At 68.4% G+C, this 25776-nt stretch carries 27 protein-coding genes and 1 tRNA gene; 18 read left to right on the top strand and 10 right to left on the bottom strand.

Features of this window, described 5'->3' with window-relative positions; genetic code table 11:
• Positions 1-9: 9 nt before the first annotated feature.
• From H623_RS0100350 to H623_RS0100340, 3 genes are all read right to left on the bottom strand, one after another.
• On the bottom strand, positions 10-789 hold the full coding sequence (locus tag H623_RS0100350) for an ABC transporter ATP-binding protein (RefSeq protein ID WP_022898966.1): 780 nt from the start codon (positions 787-789) through the stop codon (positions 10-12).
• Positions 789-1592, bottom strand: coding sequence for an ABC transporter permease (locus H623_RS0100345; RefSeq protein ID WP_022898965.1), 804 nt, complete (start codon positions 1590-1592; stop codon positions 789-791). The genes H623_RS0100350 and H623_RS0100345 overlap by 1 nt, the downstream gene beginning before the upstream one ends.
• 98 nt (positions 1593-1690) lie before the next feature.
• The gene (locus H623_RS0100340) at positions 1691-2389 is read right to left on the bottom strand and encodes a phosphocholine cytidylyltransferase family protein (protein WP_022898964.1); all 699 of its coding nucleotides are present in this window, start codon (positions 2387-2389) and stop codon (positions 1691-1693) included.
• Positions 2390-2917: 528 nt separating this feature from the next.
• Here H623_RS0100340 and H623_RS22005 point away from each other — a divergent pair.
• The 3 genes from H623_RS22005 (at position 2918) to H623_RS0100325 (ending at position 6611) form a co-directional block, all read left to right on the top strand.
• Entirely contained in the window at positions 2918-4690 is a 1773-nt protein-coding gene (locus H623_RS22005; RefSeq protein ID WP_022898963.1) for an ABC transporter ATP-binding protein, read from the top strand.
• Positions 4666-6246 carry a hypothetical protein gene (locus H623_RS0100330; protein ID WP_022898962.1) on the top strand — a complete coding sequence of 527 codons (1581 nt, stop codon included), beginning with the start codon at positions 4666-4668 and terminating at the stop codon, positions 6244-6246. The genes H623_RS22005 and H623_RS0100330 overlap by 25 nt, the downstream gene beginning before the upstream one ends.
• Positions 6247-6323: 77 nt before the next feature.
• Complete coding sequence (locus tag H623_RS0100325; RefSeq protein ID WP_022898961.1) at positions 6324-6611, top strand: DUF3039 domain-containing protein; 288 nt, start codon at positions 6324-6326, stop codon at positions 6609-6611.
• A gap of 41 nt (positions 6612-6652) precedes the next feature.
• On the opposite strand, the gene H623_RS0100320 is transcribed toward H623_RS0100325, so the two are convergent.
• The gene (locus tag H623_RS0100320) at positions 6653-7909 is read right to left on the bottom strand and encodes a nicotinate phosphoribosyltransferase (RefSeq protein WP_051143021.1); all 1257 of its coding nucleotides are present in this window, start codon (positions 7907-7909) and stop codon (positions 6653-6655) included.
• Between the two features lie 189 nt (positions 7910-8098).
• Between H623_RS0100320 and murI the strand changes: the two genes are divergently transcribed.
• The 4 genes from murI (at position 8099) to H623_RS0100300 (ending at position 11432) form a co-directional block, all read left to right on the top strand.
• Positions 8099-8923 (top strand): glutamate racemase, encoded by an 825-nt coding sequence (gene murI / locus H623_RS0100315; RefSeq protein WP_026939744.1) that lies wholly within the window; start codon positions 8099-8101, stop codon positions 8921-8923.
• Between the two features lie 97 nt (positions 8924-9020).
• Complete coding sequence (rph, locus tag H623_RS0100310; RefSeq protein WP_022898958.1) at positions 9021-9782, top strand: ribonuclease PH; 762 nt, start codon at positions 9021-9023, stop codon at positions 9780-9782.
• Positions 9779-10444, top strand: a complete 666-nt coding sequence (gene rdgB / locus H623_RS0100305; RefSeq protein ID WP_022898957.1) for an RdgB/HAM1 family non-canonical purine NTP pyrophosphatase — start codon at positions 9779-9781, stop codon at positions 10442-10444. Before rph ends, rdgB begins: the two co-directional genes overlap by 4 nt.
• Positions 10445-10517: 73 nt before the next feature.
• A complete protein-coding gene (locus H623_RS0100300; RefSeq protein ID WP_022898956.1) occupies positions 10518-11432 on the top strand; it encodes a cation diffusion facilitator family transporter in 915 nt (304 codons plus the stop codon).
• 147 nt (positions 11433-11579) lie between these two features.
• Here the strand turns inward: H623_RS0100300 and H623_RS16945 are convergent, their stop codons facing one another.
• On the bottom strand, positions 11580-12386 hold the full coding sequence (locus H623_RS16945) for a DedA family protein (protein ID WP_084485439.1): 807 nt from the start codon (positions 12384-12386) through the stop codon (positions 11580-11582).
• Between the two features lie 170 nt (positions 12387-12556).
• Positions 12557-12638: transfer RNA gene (locus H623_RS0100290), tRNA-Leu, on the bottom strand.
• Positions 12639-12796: 158 nt separating this feature from the next.
• On the opposite strand from H623_RS0100290, the gene H623_RS0100285 reads away from it, so the two are divergent.
• From H623_RS0100285 to H623_RS0100255, 7 genes are all read left to right on the top strand, one after another.
• Positions 12797-14020 carry a TadA family conjugal transfer-associated ATPase gene (locus H623_RS0100285; RefSeq protein WP_022898954.1) on the top strand — a complete coding sequence of 408 codons (1224 nt, stop codon included), beginning with the start codon at positions 12797-12799 and terminating at the stop codon, positions 14018-14020.
• On the top strand, positions 14017-14880 hold the full coding sequence (locus tag H623_RS0100280; RefSeq protein WP_022898953.1) for a type II secretion system F family protein: 864 nt from the start codon (positions 14017-14019) through the stop codon (positions 14878-14880). The genes H623_RS0100285 and H623_RS0100280 overlap by 4 nt, the downstream gene beginning before the upstream one ends.
• On the top strand, positions 14877-15815 hold the full coding sequence (locus tag H623_RS0100275) for a type II secretion system F family protein (RefSeq protein ID WP_026939741.1): 939 nt from the start codon (positions 14877-14879) through the stop codon (positions 15813-15815). The genes H623_RS0100280 and H623_RS0100275 overlap by 4 nt, the downstream gene beginning before the upstream one ends.
• A gap of 76 nt (positions 15816-15891) precedes the next feature.
• Complete coding sequence (locus H623_RS0100270; RefSeq protein ID WP_022898951.1) at positions 15892-16137, top strand: hypothetical protein; 246 nt, start codon at positions 15892-15894, stop codon at positions 16135-16137.
• Positions 16121-16534 (top strand): TadE/TadG family type IV pilus assembly protein, encoded by a 414-nt coding sequence (locus H623_RS0100265; protein WP_022898950.1) that lies wholly within the window; start codon positions 16121-16123, stop codon positions 16532-16534. Before H623_RS0100270 ends, H623_RS0100265 begins: the two co-directional genes overlap by 17 nt.
• The gene (locus H623_RS0100260) at positions 16509-16985 is read left to right on the top strand and encodes a hypothetical protein (protein WP_022898949.1); all 477 of its coding nucleotides are present in this window, start codon (positions 16509-16511) and stop codon (positions 16983-16985) included. Before H623_RS0100265 ends, H623_RS0100260 begins: the two co-directional genes overlap by 26 nt.
• Positions 16982-17572 carry a pilus assembly protein TadG-related protein gene (locus H623_RS0100255; protein ID WP_022898948.1) on the top strand — a complete coding sequence of 197 codons (591 nt, stop codon included), beginning with the start codon at positions 16982-16984 and terminating at the stop codon, positions 17570-17572. The genes H623_RS0100260 and H623_RS0100255 overlap by 4 nt, the downstream gene beginning before the upstream one ends.
• 106 nt (positions 17573-17678) lie before the next feature.
• On the opposite strand, the gene H623_RS0100250 is transcribed toward H623_RS0100255, so the two are convergent.
• Positions 17679-19109, bottom strand: a complete 1431-nt coding sequence (locus H623_RS0100250; RefSeq protein ID WP_022898947.1) for a right-handed parallel beta-helix repeat-containing protein — start codon at positions 19107-19109, stop codon at positions 17679-17681.
• Between the two features lie 217 nt (positions 19110-19326).
• Positions 19327-20592, bottom strand: coding sequence for an MFS transporter (locus H623_RS0100245; RefSeq protein WP_022898946.1), 1266 nt, complete (start codon positions 20590-20592; stop codon positions 19327-19329).
• 115 nt (positions 20593-20707) lie between these two features.
• Here H623_RS0100245 and prfB point away from each other — a divergent pair, with 115 nt between their 5' ends.
• From prfB to smpB, 4 genes are all read left to right on the top strand, one after another.
• A complete protein-coding gene (prfB, locus tag H623_RS0100240) occupies positions 20708-21814 on the top strand; it encodes a peptide chain release factor 2 (protein WP_022898945.1) in 1107 nt (368 codons plus the stop codon).
• A 56-nt stretch (positions 21815-21870) separates the two neighbouring features.
• Positions 21871-23271 (top strand): cell division ATP-binding protein FtsE, encoded by a 1401-nt coding sequence (ftsE, locus tag H623_RS21285; RefSeq protein ID WP_026939737.1) that lies wholly within the window; start codon positions 21871-21873, stop codon positions 23269-23271.
• Entirely contained in the window at positions 23268-24182 is a 915-nt protein-coding gene (ftsX, locus tag H623_RS0100230; RefSeq protein ID WP_022898944.1) for a permease-like cell division protein FtsX, read from the top strand. The genes ftsE and ftsX overlap by 4 nt, the downstream gene beginning before the upstream one ends.
• 107 nt (positions 24183-24289) lie before the next feature.
• Complete coding sequence (smpB, locus tag H623_RS0100225; protein ID WP_022898943.1) at positions 24290-24766, top strand: SsrA-binding protein SmpB; 477 nt, start codon at positions 24290-24292, stop codon at positions 24764-24766.
• Positions 24767-24856: 90 nt separating this feature from the next.
• On the opposite strand, the gene H623_RS20770 is transcribed toward smpB, so the two are convergent.
• Together H623_RS20770 and clpS are read right to left on the bottom strand one after the other, a co-directional pair.
• Complete coding sequence (locus tag H623_RS20770; protein WP_157560841.1) at positions 24857-25354, bottom strand: DUF2017 family protein; 498 nt, start codon at positions 25352-25354, stop codon at positions 24857-24859.
• Between the two features lie 29 nt (positions 25355-25383).
• Entirely contained in the window at positions 25384-25716 is a 333-nt protein-coding gene (gene clpS, locus H623_RS0100215; RefSeq protein ID WP_026939736.1) for an ATP-dependent Clp protease adapter ClpS, read from the bottom strand.
• Positions 25717-25776 lie beyond the last annotated feature (60 nt).

Genomic DNA, 25776 nt, shown 5'->3' with positions numbered 1-25776 from the left:
AGAAGCTCGTCAGGCGTGGAATTCGCCGTTGTATCGCTCCAGCACGGAGGCGATGTCGGAGTCGAGCTGAAGTGCACCGCCTTCCAGGTAGAGGCCGCGCGTGCAGAAGCGCCGCAGATCCTTCTCATTGTGCGACACGAAGAAGAGAGTGCGCCCGCCGGCGAGCAACTGCTCGATGCGCTTGTAGCACTTCTCGCGGAAGGCCTTGTCGCCCACGGCGAGCACTTCGTCGACGATGAGGATCGGCTCATCGAGCTGCGTGATCACGCTGAAGGCGATGCGCACCTTCATGCCGCTGGAGAGGTGCTTGTACGGGGTGTCGAGAAAGTTGCCGATATCGGCGAACGAGATGATGTCGTCGAACCGTTCGTCGATCTGACGCTTCGTCATGCCGTGCAGCCCGGCAGTGAGGTAGACGTTCTCGCGCACGCTGAGGTCGTCCACGAACCCGCCCGTGATCTCGATCAGGGGCGCAACGCCCTCATGCAACGTGACGGATCCCTCGTCGGGGAGGATGACGCCCGCCACCAGCTTGAGCAGCGTCGACTTTCCCTGTCCGTTGCGTCCGACCACCCCGATGGCCTCGCCCGATCGCACCGTGAACGACACGTCGCGCAGCGCCCAGAACTCGTCGGGACGTGCGCGGCGGGTGCGGCCCGAGAACAGGTCCTTGAAGCTGCGCCGCAGCCGTCGGTTCCTCTTGAAGCGGATGCCCACACCGGCCACGTCGATGACCGGACGTTCTGCAGGCGCCGAGTTCACGGCATCCGCGGTCGTCGTGTCGGCCATCACATCTCCTTCAGCACGGTACGGATCGTGCGTCGGTAGACCCACACGCCGATGGCCAGGAACACAAGAGCGCCGATCACGGAGACGAGCACGAGCTTCCAATCGAGGTCGGCAGGAAAGAACGCCGACCGGTAGAGCCCGAAGAGGCCGACGAGAGGGTTCAGCGCCACGAGCGTGCGGAACGGATCGGGCACCTCCGTCACCTGGAACACGATCGCCGATGCGTAGAACAGCAGCCGGAGGATGAGCCGCACCGCGCGCTCGAGGTCTTTGAAGAACACGACGACGGGGGCGATGATCAGACCGAGGCCGACCATCATCACGCACTGGATCGCCATGGCGAGCGGCCAGAACACGATGTTCCAGTTCAGCTGGGCGCCGGCGAAGATCGCGAAGACGGCCAGAACGGGCAGCGAGAACAGGAACTCGATGCCTTTGCTCAGCACGATGCGATTGATCCAGATGGTGCGTGGGATGGCCGTAGAGCGGATGAGCTTCGAGTCGCGGCTGAACGCCTTCGTGAAGTCGAGCACCGCGCCGTTGAACCACGTCCACGGCAGCAGACCCGAGAGCAGAAACACGATGTACGGGGCCTCACCGGCGTTGCCGCGCTGAAAGATCACCACGAACACGAAGTAGTAGATCCCGGCCATGAGCAGCGGGTCGAGGATCGACCACACGTACCCGAGGGCGTTCGTGGCGTAGCGCACGTGCAGATCGCGCTTGGTCAGCAGCCAGAGCGAGTGACGGTAGCGCGCGATCGGTGTGCGCTGAGTCGGGCGCACGTCGGCGTAGGTGGTCACTCGATGATCGTACCGGCGGCAAACTGAACGGTCGCATCAACGGCGAATGCCGCCGGCCGCGATGGCCGACGGCATTCGCCGCGTCTGCGTGATGTGCGTCACACGAAGAGGTTCGCGCGCTCCAGGTCTTCAGCGAAGTCGACCTCGACCGCGTAGAGGTCGGAGATGTCGATCGGCTCGACGAGCATGCCGTCGTGCTGGATGGCCAACTCGATGCCGCCCTCGAAGTACTCCTGGTCGTCGACCCGCTGCAGGTGGTAGAGCAGCGCCGCCTTGTCGCGGCTGGACACGTAGTTGATGCCGACGGCCTCGCCGAGTCCGCCCTTGACCGTCTTCGAGAGCTTCTCGATGAAGCCTTCCGCGCCGGTCGTGTACTTGACCTCTTCGTCGGAGACCTTGGCAGTGTTGACGGTGACGAAGGACTGGTCGCGAGCGATGGCCTCGGAGACGCGTACGAGGAGCGCCGGGTCGAAGACGACGTCACCGTTCATCCAGAGAACGCCGCCGTTGCCGCTCGACTTGAGCGCCCGCATCAGGCTCTTCGACGTATTCGTCTGGTCGTACTGTTCGTTGTAGACGAACGACGCGTCGGGGAACGCCTCGACGATGTGCTCCAGCTTGTAGCCGACGACGATTGTGACCTTGACCTTCGGACCGAAGGCGGCATGGATGTTGTCGAACTGCTGCTGCATGATCGTGCGGCCGTCGTTGAGCTCGGTCAGCGGCTTCGGCAGCGACCGACCGAGGCGGCTCCCCATGCCTGCCGCGAGAATCACGACCTGAGGTGTGGTGGTCACGTTTCGTCTCCTGTCATTCGTGCGCATAGTCGACCCCCCAATGAAAGTTGAACTGTGTGACTTGACGGATGACAGTCGATCGGCGGCTGTTCGGACTCTCACCCGGGCCGACGGCTTCCGTTCACCGAAGTGTCACTGATGCGTATGTACTAAGACACCGCGCTGTGCCGATGATTGAGTTTACCGAGGTGCTATCCCTCGAATGCGGGACGTTGCCGTTTCGTGATCGTTTTCTGGGAGGCTTCTTAGGGTCGCGGATGGGGTCGTGCGAGCATCCAATAGTCTACGGACGTCTATTCGTTGCGCGACTTCGCCGTCCAGGGCTGTGGGCGGGCAGATTCGTGCGTTAGCGTAAAGACTTCGAAGGCTCCGATGGGGGAGGGTGCCGCAACGCCGTGCCCCTGTCGTCGCCGCAGACGAACGCGAATCTATCGGGACGCGTCCCGGTAGTTCGAGGGGACCACCACGACGGGGGTATGGCGCGTGCAAGATGACCCGCAGGGACCAGCCACCGCCGAGCCATCGGCGATGAAGGGAGCGGACTCCGTCGCGCGCGGTTCATCGTCCGCGCCGTCGTCCGGCGCGGGTCCCGTGGTCAGTGTTCGGACCGCGCGATCGGATGCCCGTGGCTCCGGCCGTGCGCGTACGACCGGTCTTTCGGCGGGAGCGTCGGCGGTCGTCGAGGCGCCGCAGGCCGACGGTGCGTCGGTCGTCGTCGCGACCGGACCCCGTTCGGCACGGGGGGGTTCGCGCTCGAGAGCGGCCAAGGCTGCGGAAGCGGCCTCCGGTCGGGCCGCCGCCGCACCGGCCGACACGCAGACTTCCGCCACGACGACGGGCGGCGTCCCTGCTGCCGCGGCTGCGGGGGACGAGGTGTCCACGACGACGAAGCCCGCGAAGAAGACCCGGCAGACTCGCACGGGCGGTACCGCGCCGGCGGCATCCGTCGCGGTACCACCTGTCGATGACACGGCGCCCGCCATCATCACGTCCGATGAGCCGGCATCACCGGAGTCCGTGCCGCCGCGCGCCGCATCCCCGGACGCGAGTTCAGGCGAGGAGGTCGACACGGGACCCATGCCGGCGCACTCGGCACCGGTCGACGAGAAGACCGGATCGCGGCAGCGCATCACTCTGTTCGGTCGTCGTCGTCGGGGCGCCGCGGCTGCCGCGGGGACGGCAACCGCTGATGCCGCATCGGACGAGACGGGTTCGGAGCTTCTCGCCGAGCTCGTGCGCGAGACCCAGACCGAGCACGCAGATGACCAGACGGGCGCGCTCGCGCCGGCGCCGGCATCCACTCCGACTTCGGACGATGCGGTGCCCGAGTGGGTCGTCGAGCAGGTGTACGAGTCCGACGAGCCGGACGCGGAGCTCGCGTCCCTCGAGGTCGTGGATGCCCGGCCGGCGAACGCGGAGCGAGTCGTTGCCGAGGATTCGGCCGTGGATCGGGGCCTGGAGGCTGCCGCTCCGGCACGGGCACGGCGCGCGGCCGAGACTCGGGCATTCCCGCCTGCGCGGCCCGCGCCACCCGACTCGGCGCCGGTCGTGCTCGCGGTGACGGGCCTGCACAAGCGCTACGGCGATGTCGTCGCGGTCGACGGGGTGCATCTGGCGGTGCGGGCAGGCTCGCTGTACGGCATCGTCGGGCCGAACGGCGCGGGCAAGACGACGACACTGTCGATCATCACCGGGCTGCTGCGGCCCGACTCCGGCTCCGTGTTCGTGAACGGTGTGGACGCCCGCAAGCGCTCGCGCGACGCCAAACGCGCGATCGGCGTGCTGCCCGATCATCTCCGCACCTTCGATCGGCTGACCGGCGCGCAGCTCCTCTTCTACGCAGGCACGCTGCGCGGGTTGGATGCCTCGACCACCCGCCAGCGCTCGGCCGATCTCGCGGCCGCGTTCGGCATCGACGACGCCATGGGGCGACTCGTGGCGGACTATTCCGCCGGCATGACCAAGAAGGTGTCGCTGGCCGCCGCCATGATCCACTCGCCACGGCTTCTCGTGCTCGATGAGCCGTTCGAGGGAGTCGACCCCGTGTCGGCGGCGACGGTCACGGGCATCCTGAAACGCTACGTCGATGCGGGCGGAACGGTGTTGCTGTCCAGCCACAGCATGGACCTCGTGCAGCGCATCTGCGACAGCGTGGCGATCATCGTCGGCGGTGTCGTGCTGGATTTCGGACCGGTGGACGAAGTGCGCGGCGAGAAGACGCTCGAAGACCACTTCATCGAACTCGCGGGCGGTCGCAAGGCCGTGGAGGGGCTCGAATGGTTGCACAGTTTCTCCGACTGAGGCTCGTCTCGCTCGGCAGCGGGTTCCGTCGCGGAGGCTGGCACGCGTTCGGGCTGATCGTCGGCTTGCTCTACGTCGCGGCGGTCACGGTGGTGGTGTGCTCGGTGCTCGCGTCGGCGCGTACGGCCAGCGACCTGCGACTCGTGCGGGACATCCTGGTGCTCGCCGGCGCACTGACGGCGCTCTGCTTTCTGCTCGTGCCGCTCTTCGGGCGCCATGACGGCACGTTCGACCCGCGCTCGTACGCCACTCTCGGTGTCGACTCGCGAACGATCGCTACCGGGCTCGGCGTCGCGTCGCTCATCTCCGTGCCCGCGCTGGTGCTTGCGCTGTGCTCGATCTTCACCGTGGTGACCTGGTCGGCGCACCCGGGCGCCGCCGTTCTCGCGTTCATCGCCGCGATCGTCGCCGTGCCGACATGGATGCTCGTCGCGCGGCTGGCCTCTTCTGTCGCCTCGTTCGCGCTCTCCAGTCGGCGCACCCGCGAGTTCAGCGGCACGGTCACCGTGCTGATCATCGTGATGCTGTCGCCACTCGCGTTCTTCTTCGCCACACTGAACTGGGCACGTGACGGCCTTCGTGTCGTCCACGCCGCCGCGGATTGGGTGAGTTGGACGCCGCTCGGCGCGGTCTGGTCCGTCGGCGGCGACGCCGCGACGGGACAGTGGGGGACGGCAGTTCTCAAGCTCGTCATCGCCATCGCGACGCTCGCGCTCGTGGCCCTGGCGTGGTGGGCGCTCGTCGCGCACATGGTCGTGACGCCCGACCGACAGGTGAGCACGAAGGCGACGGTCGGGCTCGGTTGGTTCGGCCGGATGCCGGCTCGTCCCGCCGGCGCCATCGCGGCGCGCAGCCTCACCTACTGGGGGCGTGACTCCCGCTACGCCGTTCAGCTCGCACTCGTGCCCCTCTTCGCGCTGGTGATGGTGGCCGCTCTGCTCATCTCCGGCGCCGTGCGTCCACAAGACGTCGCGCTCATCCCGCTTCCCGTGATCTGCCTCTTCGTCGGCTGGGTGGCGCACAACGATCTCGCTTTCGACGGAACAGCCGTGTGGCTGCACATCGCGGCCGGCACGCGGGGGGTCTCCGACCGGCTCGGACGACTGGCCCCGGTCATCCTGATCGCCGTCCCGGTCGTGGCCGTGGGCACGGTGCTCACCGTGGTCGCGTACGGCGACTGGGCAGTGCTGCCGGCGGTCACGGGCGTGAACGTCTGTCTCGTGCTGGCCGGCCTCGGGCTCTCCAGCGTGACGTCGGCGCTCGTGCCCTACGCCGCTCCTCGGCCCGGCGACAGCGCGTTCGCGCATCCTCAGCACACGGGTGGCGCTGCCACGTTCGCGCAGTTCGTCAGCCTGCTGCTCACTGCGGCGCTCGCAGCCGTGCCGGGCACGATGATGGTGCTGGGCGTCGTCGAAGATCCCGTGTGGTTCCTGCGCTGCCTCTGGGCGGGTCTCGGCATCGGCGTCGTCGCGTTCATCGCGGGTGTCTGGCTCGGTGCGGCCGTCTACAACCATCGGGGACCGGAGCTGATGTCCTTCGCGCTGCGGAACGCATAGCCCAGCGGGGTTGGCACGGGCGAGCCGTGCCGAAGATCCCGGAGCTCCGGATGGGACCGAGGATTTAGACTGAGCGGATGGTCGACAACAGCATCGCAGAACCCGGCGGTCCCGACGGCGAGGGCGGCGGTGTCGCGACCCTCGACCGCGAGCTCGAGGAGCTGCTCCAGAACGAGCAGTTGGACCCGGGCGACCACGAGCGTTTCTCGCACTACGTGCGCAAGGAACAGATTCTCGAGTCGGCGGTGACCGGCAAACCCGTGATCGCCCTGTGCGGCAAGAAGTGGACGCCGAACCGCGACCCGCAGAAGTTCCCGATCTGCCCGGACTGCAAGAAGATCTACGAGGGCCTCAGCGACGAGTAGAACGCTGAGACCGCGCTCGACATCGCATCCAGCGGCCCTCGTCAGACGAACTCGGTGCGGATAGCCGGCTCACCGCGTCGCAGCCGGAACGCCGACTCGGGGAGTTCCTCGCGTGCGATCGCGTGGTGGCGACGCGCCGACTCCACGCCCGCCGCTCCCAGATGCTCGGCAACCGCGACACCGCCCGTCATGAGGGGCACGTGAAGCGGCCGCCCGGCCGGTAGGTCTCCATGCCCCTGCACCACGTGGATCTCCTCGGCCACGGCGATGCCGACTTTGTTGGTCGCGCGAACCGGCACCTTCGTTCCGCCGATGGATGCCTTGCCCGTCGAGGCTTTCGCCACCGGGATCCAGGTGCCCGTGTCGTCCTTGCGCGCCACGAGCTTGTAGACCATGCCGGCGGTCGGGGCGCCGGATCCGGTGACCAGAGACGTCCCGACGCCGTACGAGTCGACGGGCGAAGCACGCAGCGCGGCGATGGAGAACTCATCGAGGTCGTTCGTCACGGTGATGCGCGTGTTCTTCGCTCCCAATGCGTCCAGCTGCGCGCGCACCGAGGCGACGAGCACGGGCAGGTCCCCGGAGTCCAGGCGCACGGCTCCGAGCTCTGTTCCGGCCACCCGCACCGCGGTCTCGATGCCCTTGTGCACGTCATACGTGTCGACAAGCAGCGTCGTTCCGGGGCCTAGCGAGCGCACCTGGGCTTCGAAGGCATCCTCTTCGGAGTCGTGAAGCAGCGTGAAGGCGTGCGCCGCGGTGCCCATGGTCGGGATGCCCCAGGTGCGGCCCGCCTCGAGGTTCGAGGTGGCGCTGAATCCGGCGATGTACGCCGCACGGGCGGCGGCGACCGCAGACTCCTCCTCCGCGCGGCGTGAGGCCATCTCCGCCAGCGGACGCCCGCCGGCCGCCGTCACCATCCGAGCGGCGGCCCCGGCGATGGCGGAGTCGTGGTTGAGCACGCTGAGGATCAGGGTCTCGAGCAGCACGCCTTCGCCGAACGGGGCATCCACGACGAGCACCGGGGAGCCCGGAAAGTACAGTTCGCCCTCGCGATACCCGCGGATCGTGCCGTTGAACCGGTAGTCCGCGAGCCAGTCGAGGGTCTCGTCGCGCACGACGTGATGGTCCCGAAGCCAGGTGAGCTCGGCATCCTCGAAGCGGAACCGCTCGATGAGTTGCAGGAGGCGGCCGGTGCCCGCCACGACGCCGTAGCGCCTGCCCATCGGCAGCGACCGAGCGAAAACTTCGAACACGCATTCGCGCTCGTGGGTTCCGGAGAGCATTGCAGCGTCGAGCATGGTGAGCTCGTAGCGGTCCGTCAGAAGAGCCGAGGAGCGCTCGGGTGATGGCGTCACGACTCCAAGCCTAGGGGAGCAGCATCCGTCCGCCCGGGCACCGGCCGGAAGCGACAGAGGAGTCGGCATGGCACAGATGGATGCCACGGTCGCGCGGCGATCGATCTCGCACGCGTCGTAGGCTGGGTGACCGTGACAGACGCACCGATCGGGATCTTCGACTCGGGAGTGGGCGGGTTGACCGTCGCCCGCGCCGTCCGCGATCAGCTGCCGAACGAGTCGATCCTCTATGTCGGCGACACCGCCAACTCCCCCTACGGGCCCAAGCCCATCGCGCAGGTGCGTTCGCTCGCGCTGGAGGCGCTCGACTTCTTGGTGGAGCAAGGCGTGAAGATGCTCGTGATCGCCTGCAACACGGCGTCCTCAGCCATGCTGCGCGATGCGCGGGAACGCTACGACGTGCCGGTCGTCGAGGTCATCCAGCCCGCGGTGCGCCGCGCGGTCGCCACCACCCGCACCGGCCGCGTCGGCGTGATCGGAACGCTCGGCACCGTCAACTCGCGCGCCTACGAGGATGCCTTCGCCGCGGCCCCGTCGCTGCGTCTGTTCACGCAGGCGTGCCCGCGATTCGTCGACTTCGTCGAGGCGGGCGTCACGAGTGGCCAGGAGCTCCTGGATGTCACGGCCTCCTACCTGCGCCCGCTGCAGGAAGCAGAGGTGGACACGCTCGTGCTCGGGTGCACGCACTACCCGTTCCTCAAGGGCGCGATCTCGTACGTGATGGGTGAGGGCGTGAGCCTGGTCTCCAGCGATGTCGAGACCGCCAACGACGTGTACCGCGTGCTGGTGTCTCAGGGCCTGGAGCGGCGGGCGGCGGGGGAGCCGAGTCTGCGCTACGAAGCGACGGGCGCCGACACCGAGCGCTTCGTCCGCCTTGCCCGCCGCATGATCGGCACCGACGTGAGCGACGTCGATGTCGTGCGCACCGGCGCGATCGATCTGCGAGCGCTGCGGTAACGGCCGGGCGCCGGCCATCCAGGTCGCTCCGGATGGTGCCCGTGGCAGGAGATCTCGACGCGAGGAGCATGACGATCTGCGCCGATAGGGTGAGGGGATGAGCGACACCAGCAGAGCCGACGGAAGATCGATCGACCAGCTCCGCCCCATCGTCATCGAGCGCGGGTGGAACGAGCAGGCCGAGGGGAGCGCGCTCATCTCGTTCGGGCGCACACGGGTGCTGTGTACCGCATCCTTCACGAATGGCGTTCCGCGCTGGCTCACCGGCAAGGGCAAGGGCTGGGTGACGGCGGAATACGCGATGCTGCCCCGGTCGACCAACTCGCGCAACGACCGTGAGTCCGTGAAGGGACGGATCGGCGGACGTACTCACGAGATCAGCCGTCTCGTCGGACGCAGCCTGCGCGCGGTCGTCGACATGAAGGCGCTCGGAGAGAACACCGTGGTGCTCGACTGCGACGTTCTGCAGGCCGACGGCGGCACGCGCACGGCAGCGATCACCGGCGCGTATGTCGCACTGGCGGACGCGCTCGCCTGGGGCAAGGCGCACAAGTTCATCGCGCAGAAGGCCACGCCCCTGCTCGACAGTGTCTCGGCCGTGTCGGTCGGCATCATCGACGGTGAGCCCATGCTCGATCTGGCGTATGTCGAAGACGTGCGTGCCGAGACCGACATGAATGTCGTGATGACCGGAAGCGGTCAGTTCGTCGAGGTGCAGGGCACCGCCGAGGGCGCGCCGTTCGATCGCAGCGAGCTCGGCGCGCTGCTCGACCTCGCCGAGACCGGCTGTGAGAGGCTCGCCGAGTTCCAGACCGCGGCCCTGACCGAGCCGGACGGATCGGTCGCGGCGCAGCAGTGAGCGCATCGAGCGTGCCGGCCGGGAGCGGCACGGATGCCCGGGTGCGCGTCGTGCTCGCCACCCACAACTCCCACAAGCTCCGCGAGTTCGCGGCGATCATCGCGCAGCACCTGCCGCAGGTCGAGCTCGTGGAGTACGACGGGCCGGAGCCGGTCGAGGACGGCATCACTTTCGCCGAGAACGCCCTGATCAAGGCGCGGGCGGCGGCCGAGCACACCGGCCTCGTCGCGCTCGCCGACGACTCCGGCATCTGTGTCGACGTGCTCGGGGGAGCGCCCGGCGTCTTCTCCGCGCGCTGGAGTGGACGGCACGGCGATGACGCCGGCAACCTCGCGCTGCTGCTCGCCCAGCTCGGCGACGTGCCCGACCGGTTTCGCGGCGCACACTACACGTGCGCGATCGCGCTGGTGCGTCCCACGGAAACACGGACCGCGGGTGCGGAGTCCACGGGCGCCGAGCGCACGGTGTCGGGAGAGTGGCCGGGCACTCTGACGCGTGAGCCGAGAGGCGCGAACGGCTTCGGCTACGACCCGGCGTTCGTTCCGGAGGGCAGCGACCTGACGGCTGCCGAGCTCGACCCGGACACGAAGAACGCAGACAGCCACCGCGCCCGGGCGTTCCGCGCCATGGTGCCCGCGCTGCAGGAGCTGCTGCAGGCGTAGCCGCCGGGGTTTCCGAGCGGAGCCGCACGCCACCTGGTGCTTCGTCCGTCACCGGACCTACCGTGGAAGAGACATGTCACACGATCCCGGCCACGACCATGGCGCGCACGGCGCGAGCAGGAGCCGCCTGCTCGCCGTGATCTGCATCGTGCTCGCGGTCTTCGTCCTCGAGATCGTGGGTGCGCTTCTCAGCGGTTCCCTCGCGTTGCTCGCGGATGCCGGGCACCTGGTGAGCGACCTGCTGGGGCTGCTGGTCGCCCTTGCCGCGGCCACGGTCGCCGCTCGGCCGCCGACCGATCGTCAGACGTTCGGCTTCCAACGCGTCGAGGTCTTCGGCGCCCTCGTGAACGGCCTCATCCTGGTCGCGGTCTCCATCTCCGTCGCGATCGGGGCCGTGCTGCGGTTGGAGGCACATCCTCAGGTGCAGGGCGGGTGGATGCTCGGGGTCGCCGTGCTCGGCCTGGCCGGCAACGTCGCCGGCCTGCTGATTCTGCGTGGCGGGGCGAAGGCATCCATCAACATGCGCGGCGCCTACCTCGAGGTGCTGGGTGACGCGCTCGGCTCGCTGGCGACCATCGCGGCCGCGGTCGTCATCCTGACGACCCGCTTCGCCTACGCGGACGCGATCGCGTCGCTCGTGATCGCGGTGCTCATCGTGCCGCGTGCCGTTTCGCTGCTGCGCGAGGTGGTGCGGGTGCTCAGCGAGTCGGCGCCGGCATCCACCGACGTGGCGGCGATCCGCCGGCACATCCTCGGAACTGCGGGTGTCGTCGACGTGCACGATGTGCACGTGTGGGCCATCACCTCAGGCGCTCCGGTGTTCTCCGCTCACGTGGTGGTGTCACCCGACGTCTTCGCGCGAGGCCGCGCGGGCGCGCTGCTCGACGAGCTGAACGGATGCCTGTCCCACCACTTCGACGTCGCCCACTCGACGTTCCAGCTCGAGCCTGCCGAGCACGCGGCGCACGAAGGCGACACGCACCGCTGACGCGCGGGCCGTCGCGAGCGTCCGTCCGTGTAGTTGGGTGCTTCGTGCCGGCGTAAGCGCCGCGCCGGTGGGGCCTTGGTTCGGGCGGGCTCCATGCCGGCCGGAGGTTTGCGTCGGTCGGGCCTTCGTGCCTGCCGCGGCCTCGCGTCAGTCGGTGCGACTGCCGGGCTTGCCGAAGACGTCGGTTTCGGCGGAAAGGCGCGCGGCGGCATCCTTCGGCGCGGCCTCGTCACGGGACGGATGCTCCGGTTCGGTGTCGGCCGCCTGCGCCGACTTGTGCGCCTTGCGGACGCCGAGCAGGTAGTGGATGAGTGCCGGGATCACGGTGAGCAGCACAGCAAGCACGAGGATGAGATCGATGTATGTCTCGACGAAGTGCGCGACAGGCTTGATGAAGCCGATGAGGTAGGCGAAGAAGGTGAGGCCACCGCCCCACAGGACGGCGCCGATCGCGTTGTAAACCGAATAGCGGCGGTAGTTCATGTGCCCGACGCCGGCCGCGACGGGAGCGAACGTACGCACCACAGGGACGAAGCGGGCCAGGATGACAGCGAGCGGCCCGAACCGTTCGAAGAACTGGTTCGTTCGTTTCACGTTCTCGATGCTGAACAGACCGGTCTCTTTGCGTTCGAAGATGGCTGGTCCGGCCTTATTGCCGATCAGGTAGCCGACTTCTCCGCCGAGGAACGCCGCCAGGGCGATGAAGAGGCAGACCCACCAGATCTGCAAACCGAAGACCACGTCGGTGGCCGTCAGGATCCCGCTGATCACCAGAAGCGTGTCGCCCGGAAAGATGAAGCCCACGAGCAGGCCGGTTTCGGCGAACACGATCGCGCACACGACGAGCAGAGCCCAGGGCCCCACCGACTGGATGATCACGCCGGGATCGAGCCACGGGATCAGAGCGGAATGGAACACATGTCTCCTGTCGTCGGCGCCCGCGTGGCGTGGCATCCGGTCGTCGGCGGCTTGGCTGAATGATGTGACGACGAACAGTGCGTCGATTACGTGTTTGCAGTGAGTCTAGCGAGGACGGGTGGCGGTCTGCCGAGCATTCGCCGAGTGCAGGAAGGGGCGCCAAGCGCGGGACACTTCGTGAACGGATGTCTCGGGTCGTCGCGGCGTGCGGGAGAGGGGACTTGAACCCCCACGCTCGAAAGCACAGGAACCTAAATCCTGCGTGTCTGCCAATTTCACCACTCCCGCGAGGGTGCTGATCAGCATAGCTGCCGCGGGTCGGTCGCCTGGCGAGACTCCGGGACGTGCTGTCTGAGTCACAGTGCCCGTATCCCCTGAAACACGGAGAGGGCGAGGGCTGTGGATAACTTCTGCGAGACATCCGCGCTGTCCGCCACGATGTCGGCATGACAGACCCGGTGCGCGTGATCGCCGACCGCGTGCGGGAGCGGGTGCGCCGGGACGGCGTCGACCTCACCGCCGACGCCCCGCGAGCCGCGGCCTACACCCGAGACGAGGTGCGCCGCTACACCGAACGCTCGCTGGGCGGCGTGCTGCCGCTGGTCGCTGATGAGGCGAGGGCCGAGAGGGAGGTGCTCGCCTCGCTCACCGGCTTCGGTCCTCTGCAGCCCTATCTCGACGATCCCGAGGTCGAAGAGCTTTGGATCAACGCTCCGGATCGCATCTATATCGCCCGCGACGGGCGGCCCGAGCCGACCGGGCTGCGGCTCACCGATGCGCAGGTGCGCGATCTCGTGGAACGCATGCTGCAGGCGACCGGACGGCGGGTGGATGTCTCGTCACCCTTCGTTGACGCCTCCCTGCCCGACGGCTCGAGGCTGCACGTCGTCATCCCCGATGTCACCCGCGCGCACTGGGCCGTGAACGTGCGCAAGTTCTCGCGACGCATCCGCGACCTCGGCGCTCTCGTGGCGCTCGGCTCGCTCACGCGGCAGGCGGCGGAGTTCCTGCGGATGTGCGTGCTCGCGAACCAGAACATCCTCGTTTCGGGTGCGACGCAGAGTGGCAAGACCACGATGTTGAACGCGCTGCTGGCATCCGCACGGCCTACCGAGCGCATCGTCACGGTCGAGGAGACGTTCGAGCTCGATCTCTCGGCGCCCGATGTCGTCGCGATGCAGTGTCGGCAGCCGAGCCTGGAAGGAACTGGCGAGATCACGCTGCGTCGGCTCATCAAGGAGGCGCTGCGCATGCGACCGGACCGCCTCGTGGTCGGGGAGGTGCGGGAGGCGGAGAGTCTCGACCTGCTTCTCGCGCTCAATTCCGGGCTGCCGGGCGCGTGTTCGATCCACGCCAACAGTGCTCGTGAGGCGCTGGCGAAACTGTGCACGCTGCCGCTTCTCGCAGGGCGGAACATCGACGCGGATTTCGTGCTCCCGACGGTGGCGTCGTGCGTCGACATCGTGGTGTTCTGCACGCTCGATCGCGAAGGACGGCGCAGCGTGACGGAGATTCTCGCCCCCACCGGTGCGGTCACGGGCGGACTCATCGAAGCGAGCCCCGTATTCGCGCAGCGGGACGGCGAGCTGCGCCCGACCGGCGGCTATCCGGCGAAGAGATCCAAGTTCGAGGCGGCGGGGCTCGACCCTGCCGTGGTGCTCGCGCGATGATCGCCGGCATCGGGCTCGGCGGTGCGCTCGGCATCGGAGTGCTGCTGATCGCGTCGCCCTTTCTCTGGCCGGGGCTCGAGCAGCGGCGGCGCGACCGGCTCGGCGACGGCCTGCGCCGACGGCTCGTCCAGGCCGGGATGCCACGCCTCGCACCGTCGGCGTTCCTCGCCGCGAGTCTTCTGGTCGCGCTCGTGTTCTTCGCGGTGAGCCAGGCCGTGTTCGGGGTTCAAGCACTATCAGCAGCGCTCGCGACCGTCGGCTGCTGGCTGCCGTGGAGCCTGGTGTCGTGGCGGGCCGCGGCGCGCGCCAAGGCGAACCGCACGCTGTGGCCGGACCTCGTCGATCAGCTCGTGTCGGCGGTGCGCTCGGGGCTCGCCCTTCCCGACGGTGTCGCCGCGCTCGCCGAAACCGCCCCGCTCTCGACGCGGGAGGCGTTCGCGGTGTTCGAGAAGGACTACCGATCGAGCGGTCTGTTCTCTCCGGCGGCCGACCGTCTCAAGGCAGCGCTCGCCGATCCCGTGGCCGACCGCATCATCGAGACCCTGAAGATGGCACGCAAGGTGGGCGGCGGCGAGTTGGTGACCGTGCTGAAGGCGCTCGCGGCTTCCCTCCGCGACGACGCGGCGGTGAGGTCGGAGATCGAAGCGCGCCAGTCGTGGACCGTCGGGGCCGCACGGCTGGGCGTGGTGGCGCCCTGGCTCGTGCTGGCGCTGCTGGCCACACGACCCGAGGCATCCGTCGCGTACAACACTCCGGCCGGCGCCGTCGTGATCGTGATCGGCCTCGTGGTGTCGCTCGTCGCCTATCGCCTGATGTTGGCGATCGGGCGGCTTCCCGAGGAACGCCGGTGGTTCCGATGAGCCCGCTCGGCGCGTGGGGCGTGCTGTGCGGACTGGGCCTCGGTCTCGGGCTCTGGTCGCTCGCCGGCCTCCTGCCCTCGATGCACCGCCCTCGACTCGTCGATCGGGTAGCCCCCTATCTCGTCGACGTGTCGGAGGCAGCCAGGGAACATGCCCGCCGGAGGACGGCTTCGTCGCTGCCAGTGCTCGGGTCGTTGCTGGTGCCCGTGCTCGGTGGCCTGCGATCGCGGGCGTCCAGCATGCTCGGCGGTGGCGAGGCCATTGCGGTCCGGCTGCGGCAGAGCGCGAGCACGCTGACTATCGAGGAGTTCCGGCTACGGCAGCTCGGCTGGGCGCTCGGTGCAGCGGGAGCAGGCGGTGCGCTCGGTGCGTGGGCGAGCGCGACCCGCCCGGTTCCGGCCGCCGTGCTCGTGGCGGGACCGCTCGTGCTCGCTGCCGCCGGTTTCCTCGTTCCGGATCGGATGCTGTCGGTGCGCGTCTCGCGCCGCCTCGCTCGCATGAGCGAGGAGTTCCCGACGGTTCTGGAACTGCTCACGCTCTCTCTGAGCGCCGGTGAGGGAATCGTGGATGCGATCCGCCGCGTCGCCCGCACCGGATCCGGCGAGCTCGCGGGCGAGCTCGGCCGCGTCATCGCGGAAACGTCCATGGGGACGCCGCTGGCGGTGGCGCTCACGCAGGCGAGCCGTGATCTCCGTCTTCCCGCGTTCACGCGGTGCGTCGATGCCGTGGTGACCGCTCTGGAGAGAGGAACTCCGGTCGTCGAGGTGCTGCGAGCGCAAGCGACCGACGCCAGGGAAGCGGCCAAGCGCGACCTGCTCGAGCAGGCAGGCAAGAAAGAGATCGGCATGCTTCTTCCACTGGTGTTCCTGATCCTGCCGGTCACCGTTCTGTTCGCGGTGTATCCGGGGTTGGTCGTGCTCGAGACCGGATTCTGATGGAGGTCGCAGACCCGTTTCGCCCAGGAGCGAGTCGGGTGACGGAAGCGACGAATTGAGTGAAGGGAAACACAGCATGATCGGCAAGGGGATAGCCCGTGCACGCGCCTTGATGACGGTAGGCGCCTCGAAACGGCCGACGGCGAAGGAGAACGTCGCCGGACCCGCGATGGCGGCGGTGTCGGACGAACGAGGCGACGTGCCCGGCTGGGTGCTGATCACGCTGATGACGGCGGGCTTGGTGATCATCATCTGGGGTCTCGCCGGTCCCGCGCTCAGCGGCGTCTTCGAGCAGGCCATCGAGCGTGTCAGCTCGTTCTGATCGGCAGCAGGAACCGTGGCTGGGTGACGAGCGAGGGTCCGCACCCGCCGAGTTCGTGATGGTCGGCGCGCTGCTCACCGTGCTCACCGTGGCCGTCCTCCAGCTCGGCTTCGCGCTGCTCGTACGGAACACGCTCATCGATGCTGCGGCAGAGGGTGCCCACGTGGCGGCGCTCGCGGACAATACCCTGATCGACGGGAGAGAGCGCACCCGTGCGCTCATCGACACGGCAGTCGGTGAGCGGTACGCGAGCGACGTGAGCGCGACGTACAGCAGATACCGTGGGATGCCCGCCGTTGAGGTCACGGTGCGAGCGCCGTTGCCGCTTCTGGGACTCTTCGGCCCCGATCATGCCCTGGAGGTGTCGGGGCATGCGCCTGTTGAGACGCTTCCCTGAGCGACCGCGTGCGCTCCTCGGGTCCGAGACGGGCAACGCCGCCCTCGAGTTCCTGACGGCCGGACTCATCCTTCTCGTCCCCACGGTGTATCTCGTGATCGCGCTGGCGAGCATCCAAGGCGCGCAGCTCGCCGCGGCGGGTGCTGCGCGTCAGGCGGCACGTGTGTATGTGCAGGCGGCGAGCGACGAGGATGCCTCGGGCGAGGCATCCTCGGCCGTCGCGTTCGCGCTCGCCGACTTCGGACTCGCTCCCGATGCCGCCAGCGTCGCCGTGCGATGTGAGCCCCACCCCGATGTCTGCCTCACCCGGCGAGGAACCGTGACGGTCACCGTGCGTGTGAATGCGGCGCTCCCGCTCGTTCCCGACGTGCTCGATCTGCGTCGGGATGCGACCGTGGCGGTGCAGGCCACCAGCACTCAACGAGTGTCGAGACTTTGGAGCGGACGGTGAGGGCCGCGGCGGAGCTGATGGCGAAACCCATGGCGGAGCGGCTGGCGTTCGTCGGGGAACGGCCGGTGCAGCGCACGCTGAAGCCCGCGGTGAGGCGCGTGGCGGAGTCGACGGCAGGTCCGATCGGGAAACCGGGGCGGAGAGGCACGACGCAGGCGGCTCTGCGCGATGACACCGGATCGATCTTGCCGCTCACGATCTTCTACGGCGTGCTCTGCATCGTCGTCGTGCTGCTCGCGGCATCGGCCACGTCGCTCTATCTCGAGCGCGAGCGACTGTTCGCGCTCGCCGACGGGGCCGCGCTCGCCGGAGCCGAATCGTACGATCTGAGCTCGGTCACACTCGCCGACGGCAGTCCCCACCCCGTGCTCGAGCCGACCGAGGTGCGCAAGGCGGTCGCGGACTACCTCGAATCCGCCGTCGCGGACGGCTTCGACGGGCTCCGAATGGAACGAGCGACGACCGAGGACGGACGCAGCGCGAGCGTGCAGATCTCGGCGGTATGGCATCCGCCCGTCGTCTCTCTCCTCGTGCCTGCCGGATACCGGCTCGACGTCACGTCATCGGCCAGGAGCGTCTTCGGGTGAGCCGCGCGGCCGTGCTGCGCGCATGCAGCTCAGCACGGCACAGCAGCCCAGCACGGCAGACCGCGGCACGGCACACCGCGGCCCAGCACGAGGCCAGCAACACGACCTAATGCAGATCGCGGTTGCGACGCACCGTGTAGAGCACGCCACCCGCGCAGATCATGAGCAGCAGGGCCACGCCCACGGTGACGAGCGCCGATCCGATCTGAGCCGGGATGCCCGCGGTACCGTCGTCGTGCCCGTCGTGCCCGTCGTGCCCGCCGACCACTGCCTCGGGAGCCTCGGTGCTGCTTGCGGTGGGCGCGGGCACCGCGGGAGGGGTCGGACTCACCGTCGGTGTCGCGCCGCCGGTCGCGCTCCCGGCGGCGCCGGACGTCACGGTTGGGCCGGTGCTGGTGCTCGTGCCGGCGCCGCAGTTCTGCTCGCGATAGCTCACGAGCCGGCCGGGATCGTCGATTCTCGCGCCGCCACCGTCGTAGCCGTGGTCCGGAACGCCCGGCCCGCAGCCGCCGAAATAGTCGCCGAACGTGGCATCCACCCGGCCACCGGCGCGCGGCGCGATCTCGACCGCCGTGCGCGTCACGCTCTGGAACGCGGAACTCATCACGGTGACCGTCCCGCTGATGCTCGAGGGCTCGGCCGAGATGCCGACCGCGAAGTGGCCGAGATCGGAGTTCTCCACGTTCACCACGGAGGACGGGCCGTCGAGAGCCGTCAGTGCGATCGCGGTGCCTTTGCCACCGCCCGATGCGGTGCGGTCGAGCGCGGACACCTCGACCCCGCGGGACCCGCTGATGCTCACGGCGGCGTGCGAGACGTGGACGGCGACGGTGCTGTCCACGACCGCGTTCGACACGGACCGCAGGTCGATGCCTGTGCCCACGTCGACGAAGGTGTTGGCATCGAGCGCCGGGGCGTCCGTGTGCTGCACGAGCATGCCGGTATCGTTGGACTGGAACGTGTTGTCGAGCATGGTGAGGTCATCGGCGCGGTCTGCCCATACCCCGGTCGACGTGCCGGAGGCGCCCGCGCGGCCGAGGAGCGCATCCGAGTGCAGGTAGGCGCCGGCGGCGCCGTCGAGCACGATGCCGCGGTGACACTGCACCGCTGAGGAGTTCACGATGCGCACGTGGTTCGACGTGACGCGGATGCCCCGGGTTGCGCCCGACGCGTCCGCGCACGTCGTTCCGACGGAGTCGATCGTCACACCGTCTGCGGTGACCGAGACGGCGGTGCCTGCGGCCGGTGCGCGGACGGTGGCCTGCAACGACTCCAGAACGATCGGCTTGTCCACGCGCACCGGGCCCCGGTACTCGCCCGTCTGCAGAAAGACGGTGTCGCCCGGCTTCGCGCTCGCGATCGCGGCGTTCACGTCGCCTCCCGTGTGCACGGTGATGCGGCGCACCGAGGCGGATGCCGTCGGGGCGAGGAGGGCGGCGCCGACCAGCGCCGCGACGGCCGCGCCTGCGGCCGCCACGGCCGTGCGCCGCACGAGAGGGATCACGTGCGCGCCGAGGGCTCTCTTGCGCCGAGACATCCTGTCTTCCAGCATCCTCCCGCCGCCACGGCAAGGGAAGAGAGCGCAGACGCACAGGAAGAACGTTGACACGCAAGCCAAGAACGAGGGGTCGAGGAGAGACTCCGCGAACACGGCCGGCAGACCTGGCCGGGTGCACCCGCGACGAACGCGAGGCGCGGGACCGAAGGGAGAAGGACTTGAGGAAGGGAGGCCTCGAAGAGAAGGCGCCGGGGCGTCAGGCGCTCGCCGCGGCGCGGCGCTTCGGCACGTACCGAGGCACGAAACGAATGAGCATGACGACGCCGACGAGGCCGAGCACGCCCATGCCGATGCTCGCGGCGCCGAGCGAGAAGACGGCGGTCACGCCCGAGACGAGCAGCGGGGCGCCCGCCTGCCCGGCATCTCCGGTGAATCGCCAGGCGCCCAGGAACGGCGCAGGATCGGCGCGAGGCGCGAGATCCGCCCCGAGGGTCATCAGGATGCCGCTGCCCACCCCGTTCGCGACAGCCATCGCCACCGCGACGACCGTGAACCAGGTCTGGTCGACGACGAAGGCGAGCGCGATGTGGGTGATGCTCAGACCGAGCATGGAGGGCAACGCCGACCACAACCGGCCGAACCGGTCCATGATCTGCCCGGATGTGTAGAACAGGGCGAAGTCGACGGCGCCCGCGATGCCGATGATGAGCGCGGTGTTGGCCGCGGACATCCCGATCGCGACGGCGAACAGCGGCAAGATGACGGTGCGGGATGACCGCAGCGCGGCGATCAGAGCCCCGCACGTCCCCATGCGCGCCAGCACCGCGCGGTTCGTCCAGATGGTGCGGAAGAGGCCCTCGGTGCGTTCCTTCGCCTCGGCACGGCCGGCATCCGGCGTACTGGCGGCCTTCGTCGGGACCGCTGCGCCGCCGGCCACCACTGTCGCGGTCGGGTCGGGCACGATGAGCAGCACCACGGTCGCCGCCACGCACATCACGATATGCACCCAGAACACGGCGTGCGCATTGCCGAACAGGGCGATCACACCCGCGCTGATGAACGGGCCGATGAACCAGCCGCCGCGGAACACCCCGCCCAGCGTCGACAGCGCCCTTGCGCGGTAGCGCAACGGCACATAGCCGGTCATGAAGGCATGCCGGGCGAGCGCGAACACGCTGGTGGCGAGACCGATCAGGAACACGCCGATCGTGAGCATGAGGTCCCCGGGCGCGAGCAGACACACCACGAGGCCGACGATGCAGAGCATCGCAGAGGCGATCATCGATGTGCGCTCCCCGAACCGGGAGACGATCCATCCGCTCGGGATGTCGCCGATCATCTCGCCGACCATGATCATGCCGCCGATGAATCCTGCCAGCGCGAGCCCCGAGCCGAGGTCGTGCGCGAGCACCGGAATGATCGGGATGACCGCACCCTCGCCGATGGAGAACAGTGCGGTCGGCAGGAACGCGGCGAGTGCGACGTCTCGAATGCTGAAGTTCGTCTCGCCCGTCGTGCTCATGTCGCCTGACAGCCTATGCGGGCTGCCGACGACGCGCTGGAACTCGCAGTTCCTGCGTAGCGCGTGCTCCGGCGCGGCGCGGCAAGACGCGTGCCCCCGGTATCCTTGAGCGGTCATGATCGAACTCGACCTGAGCGCGCAGATCGCAGACGTGCGCGCGACCTTCTCCGACATCCGTGCCGTCGTCGATGTCGACCGCCTTCGCGCCGACATCGAGCGGCTGAGCGAGGAGGCGGGCGTCCCCGACCTCTGGGACGACCCCGAGAAGGCGCAGAAGGTCACCAGCGCGCTGAGCCACCGGCAATCGGAGCTCGCGCGCATCACCGGCATCGAGCGGCGGCTCGACGACCTCGAGGTCCTCGTCGAGCTCGCCAATTCCGAGGGCGACGACGAGTCTGCCGAGGAGGCCAAGAACGAGCTCCTCGAGCTGCAGAAGACCGTCGGCGACCTCGAGGTGCAGACGCTGCTCGACGGCGAGTACGACGAGCGACCCGCCGTCGTGACGATCCGCGCGGGAGCCGGGGGAGTGGATGCCGCCGACTTCGCCGAGATGCTCCTGCGCATGTACCTGAGGTGGGCGGAGCAGCACGGCTACTCGGCGCGGGTCATGGACACGAGCTACGCCGAGGAGGCGGGCATCAAGTCCGCCACGTTCGAGGTGGACGCTCCGTACGCCTTCGGCACGCTCTCGGTCGAAGCGGGCACGCACCGGCTGGTGCGTATGAGCCCCTTCAACTCCGCGGGCAAGCGACAGACGTCGTTCGCGGCGGTCGAGGTGATCCCGCTGATGGAGGAGGCGCAGGAGGTCGACATCCCCGAGACCGACATTCGCGTGGATGTCTTCAGGTCGTCGGGTCCGGGCGGCCAGTCGGTGAACACCACGGACTCCGCGGTGCGCATCACGCACCTGCCGACGGGCATCGTGGTGTCGATGCAGAACGAGAAGTCGCAGATCCAGAACCGTGCCGCGGCCATGCGCGTGCTGCAGTCGCGACTGCTTCTGCTGCAGCGCGAGGCGGAGGCGGCGGCCAAGAAGGAGCTCGCCGGCAACATCACGGCCAGCTGGGGCGATCAGATGCGCTCCTATGTGCTCGCGCCCTATCAGATGGTCAAAGATCTGCGCACTGAGCACGAGGTGAACAACCCGCAGGCGGTGTTCGACGGCGACCTCGACGGATTCATCGCGGCGGGCATCCGCTGGCGCAAGCAGGACCACGACTGACACGGGGTGAGTCGCTCGGTCGCATCGGCCGGACGTGTGCTTAGGCTGGGCGGGTCATGATCCGATTCGACCACGTCAGCAAGAGCTACAAGGGAACCCCCCGCCCGGCCCTCGACGACATCTCGACCGAGATTCTCCGCGGAGAATTCGTGTTCGTGGTGGGCGCGTCCGGCTCGGGGAAGTCCACCTTTCTGCGCTTGATCCTGCGCGAAGAGAAGGCCACACGCGGCAAGCTGCACGTGCTCGGCCAGGATCTCGGCAGCATCTCGAACCGCAAGGTGCCGTACTTCCGCCGCAATGTCGGCGTGGTCTTCCAAGACTTCCGGCTGCTCACCAACAAGACAGTCTTCGACAACGTCGCGTTCACGCTGAAGGTGATCGGCAAGTCGAAGGGGTTCATCCACGAGGCCGTGCCCGATGTGCTCGCCATGGTCGGGCTCGAGGGCAAGGCGCAGCGCTTTCCGCACGAGCTCTCCGGTGGTGAGCAGCAGCGTGTGGCGATCGCACGTGCGGTGGTGAACAAGCCGCAGATCCTGCTCGCGGACGAGCCGACCGGAAACCTCGACCCGGCCACCAGCGCGGGCATCACGGCGGTGCTGGAGCGCATCAACGCCGCCGGCACCACGATTCTGATGGCCACGCACGAGGCGGGCATCGTCGACCGCATGCAGCGCCGCGTGATCGAGATCAAACAGGGCGTTCTGGTGCGCGACGAGCGCCACGGCGGCTACGGCTTCACTGCCGCGATCCCGGTGCAGAGGGGTGAGCGCGAGGCGGTCGTCGCGTCGTATTCGCCCGACGCCGCTGACAGTGCCGTTGCCACGCCGGCCGCGGCCGCGACGTTGGTGACCGCCAAGCCGTCGCGCGCACAGCGCAAGGCGGAGAAGAAGGCGGTGAAGGATGCCTCGCGCGGCTCTCGCTCCGCGCGTCACGCCGAGCCCGCTGTCGCAGCTGTCGTCACGAGCGCAGGCGAGTCGGCTTCGAAGGAACGGCCGATGCCCGCGCAGAACACGCCGGCGCAGAACACGCCGGCGCAGAACGTGCCGGCGCAGGCGGCACCGCCGACCGTTCCGGCGCCCGAACGGTCGGCGACCACGTCGTCCGTGCCGATCGTCTCGGGAGCCGGAGCCGGAGCCGGAGCCGCAGTCGCCGCGCCCGAGAGCGCCGGGGCGGCGCATCGTCGCACGTCGCCGCCGGAGGCGGCGGAGGAGCGCCGCGCGGCATCCGCGGACGAGTCTGCGGAACGCGAGCCGGTCGCCGCGGTGGTGCCGACGGCATCCAGGAGCGCGGGAGCCGCGGTCGACGCCCACTTCGCGGGACCGCCGACGGCGCCCGTTCGCAGACCCGAGTCGGACGACGTCGCCGAGCTGTCTCTCGCGGAGCGCCTCGGCTTGCGTGCGCCGGAGAGGCGCGACCACGACGACGACTCGAACCAGGATGTGGGGCCGGTGTCATGAGATTCGCTCTCGTCATGTCTGAGGCGGGCAGCGGTCTCAAGCGCAACCTGTCCATGGTCATCTCGGTGGTGCTGGTCACCTTCATCTCGCTCACGTTCGTGGGCACGGCCATTCTGATGCAGATGCAGATCGGCCAGATGAAGACGTACTGGTACGACCGTGCACAGGTGGCGGTGTACATGTGCACCGAGACCGACGTGAGCACGACCTGCCAGGGCCAGGACGCCACGCAGGATCAGATCGACGCCGTGAAGGCGAAGCTGAAGTCCGCAGCGCTGTCGCCGTTCATCGAGAAGTTCTACTTCGAGAACCACAAGCAGGCCTACGCGGATTTCAAGAAGCAGTTCAAGGGCAACCCGGTCGCTGACTACGTGACGCCGGAACTGCTGAACCAGACCTTCTGGATCAAGCTCAAGAACGAGCAGCAGTCCGACGTCATCGCGCAGAGCCTGAGCGGCGTCGCGGGCGTGCAGTCCGTGACAGACCAGCGAAGTTACCTGGACCAGATCTTCCGCATCCTCAACGCGGCCAGCTTGACGGCGATCGCGATCGCGGCGGTCATGCTCGTCGCCGCGGCACTGCTGATCGCCACCACTATCCGGTTGTCGGCGTTCTCTCGAAGACGGGAGCTCGGCATCATGAGGCTGGTGGGGGCATCCAACGGCTTCATCCAAACGCCGTTCGTGCTCGAGGGCATGCTGGCGGCACTGATCGGCTCGCTGCTCGCGGTGGGCGCGGTGTTCGGCATCGTGCAGTTCTTCGTGCGCGGATACCTCGCGCAACGCATGCAGCTGACGTCGTTCGTCGGGCTCGACAGCGCCTGGATCGTGGCGCCGATCCTGGTGATCGTCGGCATCGGGCTCGCCGCGCTCGCCTCGAACATCGCGATCACGCGCTATCTCAAGGTCTGAGTCAGGGTTTCGTCGCGCTATGCTGGTGGGCTGCTGTGCCCGACGGCGCAGCGTCGTGCGGCGTCGATGAGCAGCGCGGCAACGAGAGCGATGAGGAGACGTGAGCCATGCCCAGGGAACGTGGTCAGAAGGTGGTGGCGACGAACCGCCGCGCCCGCCACGACTACCTGATCGAGGACACGTATGAGGCAGGCCTCGTGCTCACCGGCACCGAGGTGAAGTCGCTGCGCGAGGGACGGGCGTCACTGGTGGACGGCTACGCGTTCATCGACGGGGGAGAGGCGTGGCTCGATGCCGTCTACATTCCCGAGTACCTCGACGGCACGTGGAACAACCACGCGCCGCGTCGCAAGCGCAAGCTGCTGCTGCACAAGCAGCAGATCGTGAAGATCGCGAACAAGATCAAAGACGGCGGTTACACGGTGATCCCGCTGCAGCTGTACTTCTCCGACGGCCGCGCCAAGGTCGAGATCGGCGTCGCGAAGGGCAAGCGCGAATACGACAAGCGCCAGGCGCTGCGCGAGCGGCAGGACAAACGCGAGGCGGAGCGCGCCATGGCGAACAAGAACCACCTCGGCGAGTAGCGCGTTCAGGGCGGGCGGCTTCCTCCCCAGGAAGAGCCCGACGATCTTGCGCGAAATCGTGAGCGGCACTGCCGGTCGGGGCGCGGATGCTTAGAGCAAGCCGCCGGCGAGCGCCTGCACGAGCGCTTCCTGCGTCTCGCCCAACCACCAGTAGAGCGCGCGATCGAGCGCGAACTCCTCGCCGGGGCGGCCGAGATCCTCGTCGTGTTCGATTCCGAGTCGTTCGGCCGTGAGCAGGCGCAGATCCGTGAGATTGCGCAGCAGCGCGTGCGCCAGCTCTGCATCGAACTCGACGGTGCGGGCCGGTACGCGACGCCACGGCGGACCCCAGTCGTGCCGGGGAGCCGCGGAGAAGGCATCCATGATGCGGCGCGCGCCGTCGCTCTTCGTGCCGGCGAGGTCGACATCGGTGAGCGAGTGGAATTCTCGGGCCGCCTCCGGATCAGCCGAGTACGCATCGGGAAAGAGCGGATGCTCTCGCACCGTTCCGTCCGAGACGTCCTGTAACCGTTGCGCGAGCGTGCCCATCAGGTCGGCTTCGAGCTTGGTGAGCGCGGCGAACTCGGGCTCGGTCAGGACGACGGTCACGCCCCCGCCGCCCAGCGACCGCACGGAACTCACTTCTCGGCCCGCTCGACGGTCGCCGTGAGCCCGAACGAGTGCATGGCGTGCACGTGCGCCTCCATCGCCTCGCGGGTACCCGTGGCGACGATAGTGCGGCCGTCGTGGTGAACCTGGAGCATCAGCTTGGTGGCCTTCTCCTTGCTGAACCCGAAGTAGCTGCGGAACACGTAGACCACGTACGACATCAGATTGACCGGGTCGTTCCAGACGATGGTCTGCCAGGGCGTGTCGAGGCTGTGCCGAGGGGTGAGGTCGACGGCCTCCTCGGTGCGCTCGATCGTCGCAGGGCTCGAGGCTGCGGATGCCTGGAGAACGGTGGATGCCACCCCTCCAGATTCGCACATCGGGCATGACAGGCGCACGTTCGGTGTTGTACCCTAGAAGGC

Origin of the sequence: Humibacter albus DSM 18994 (genome assembly GCF_000421825.1) — a bacterium.
GTDB classification, from domain to species: Bacteria; Actinomycetota; Actinomycetes; order Actinomycetales; family Microbacteriaceae; genus Humibacter; species Humibacter albus.
Note: the sequence above shows the minus strand (reverse complement) of the source record. Positions and strands in the feature narration are given on the sequence as shown.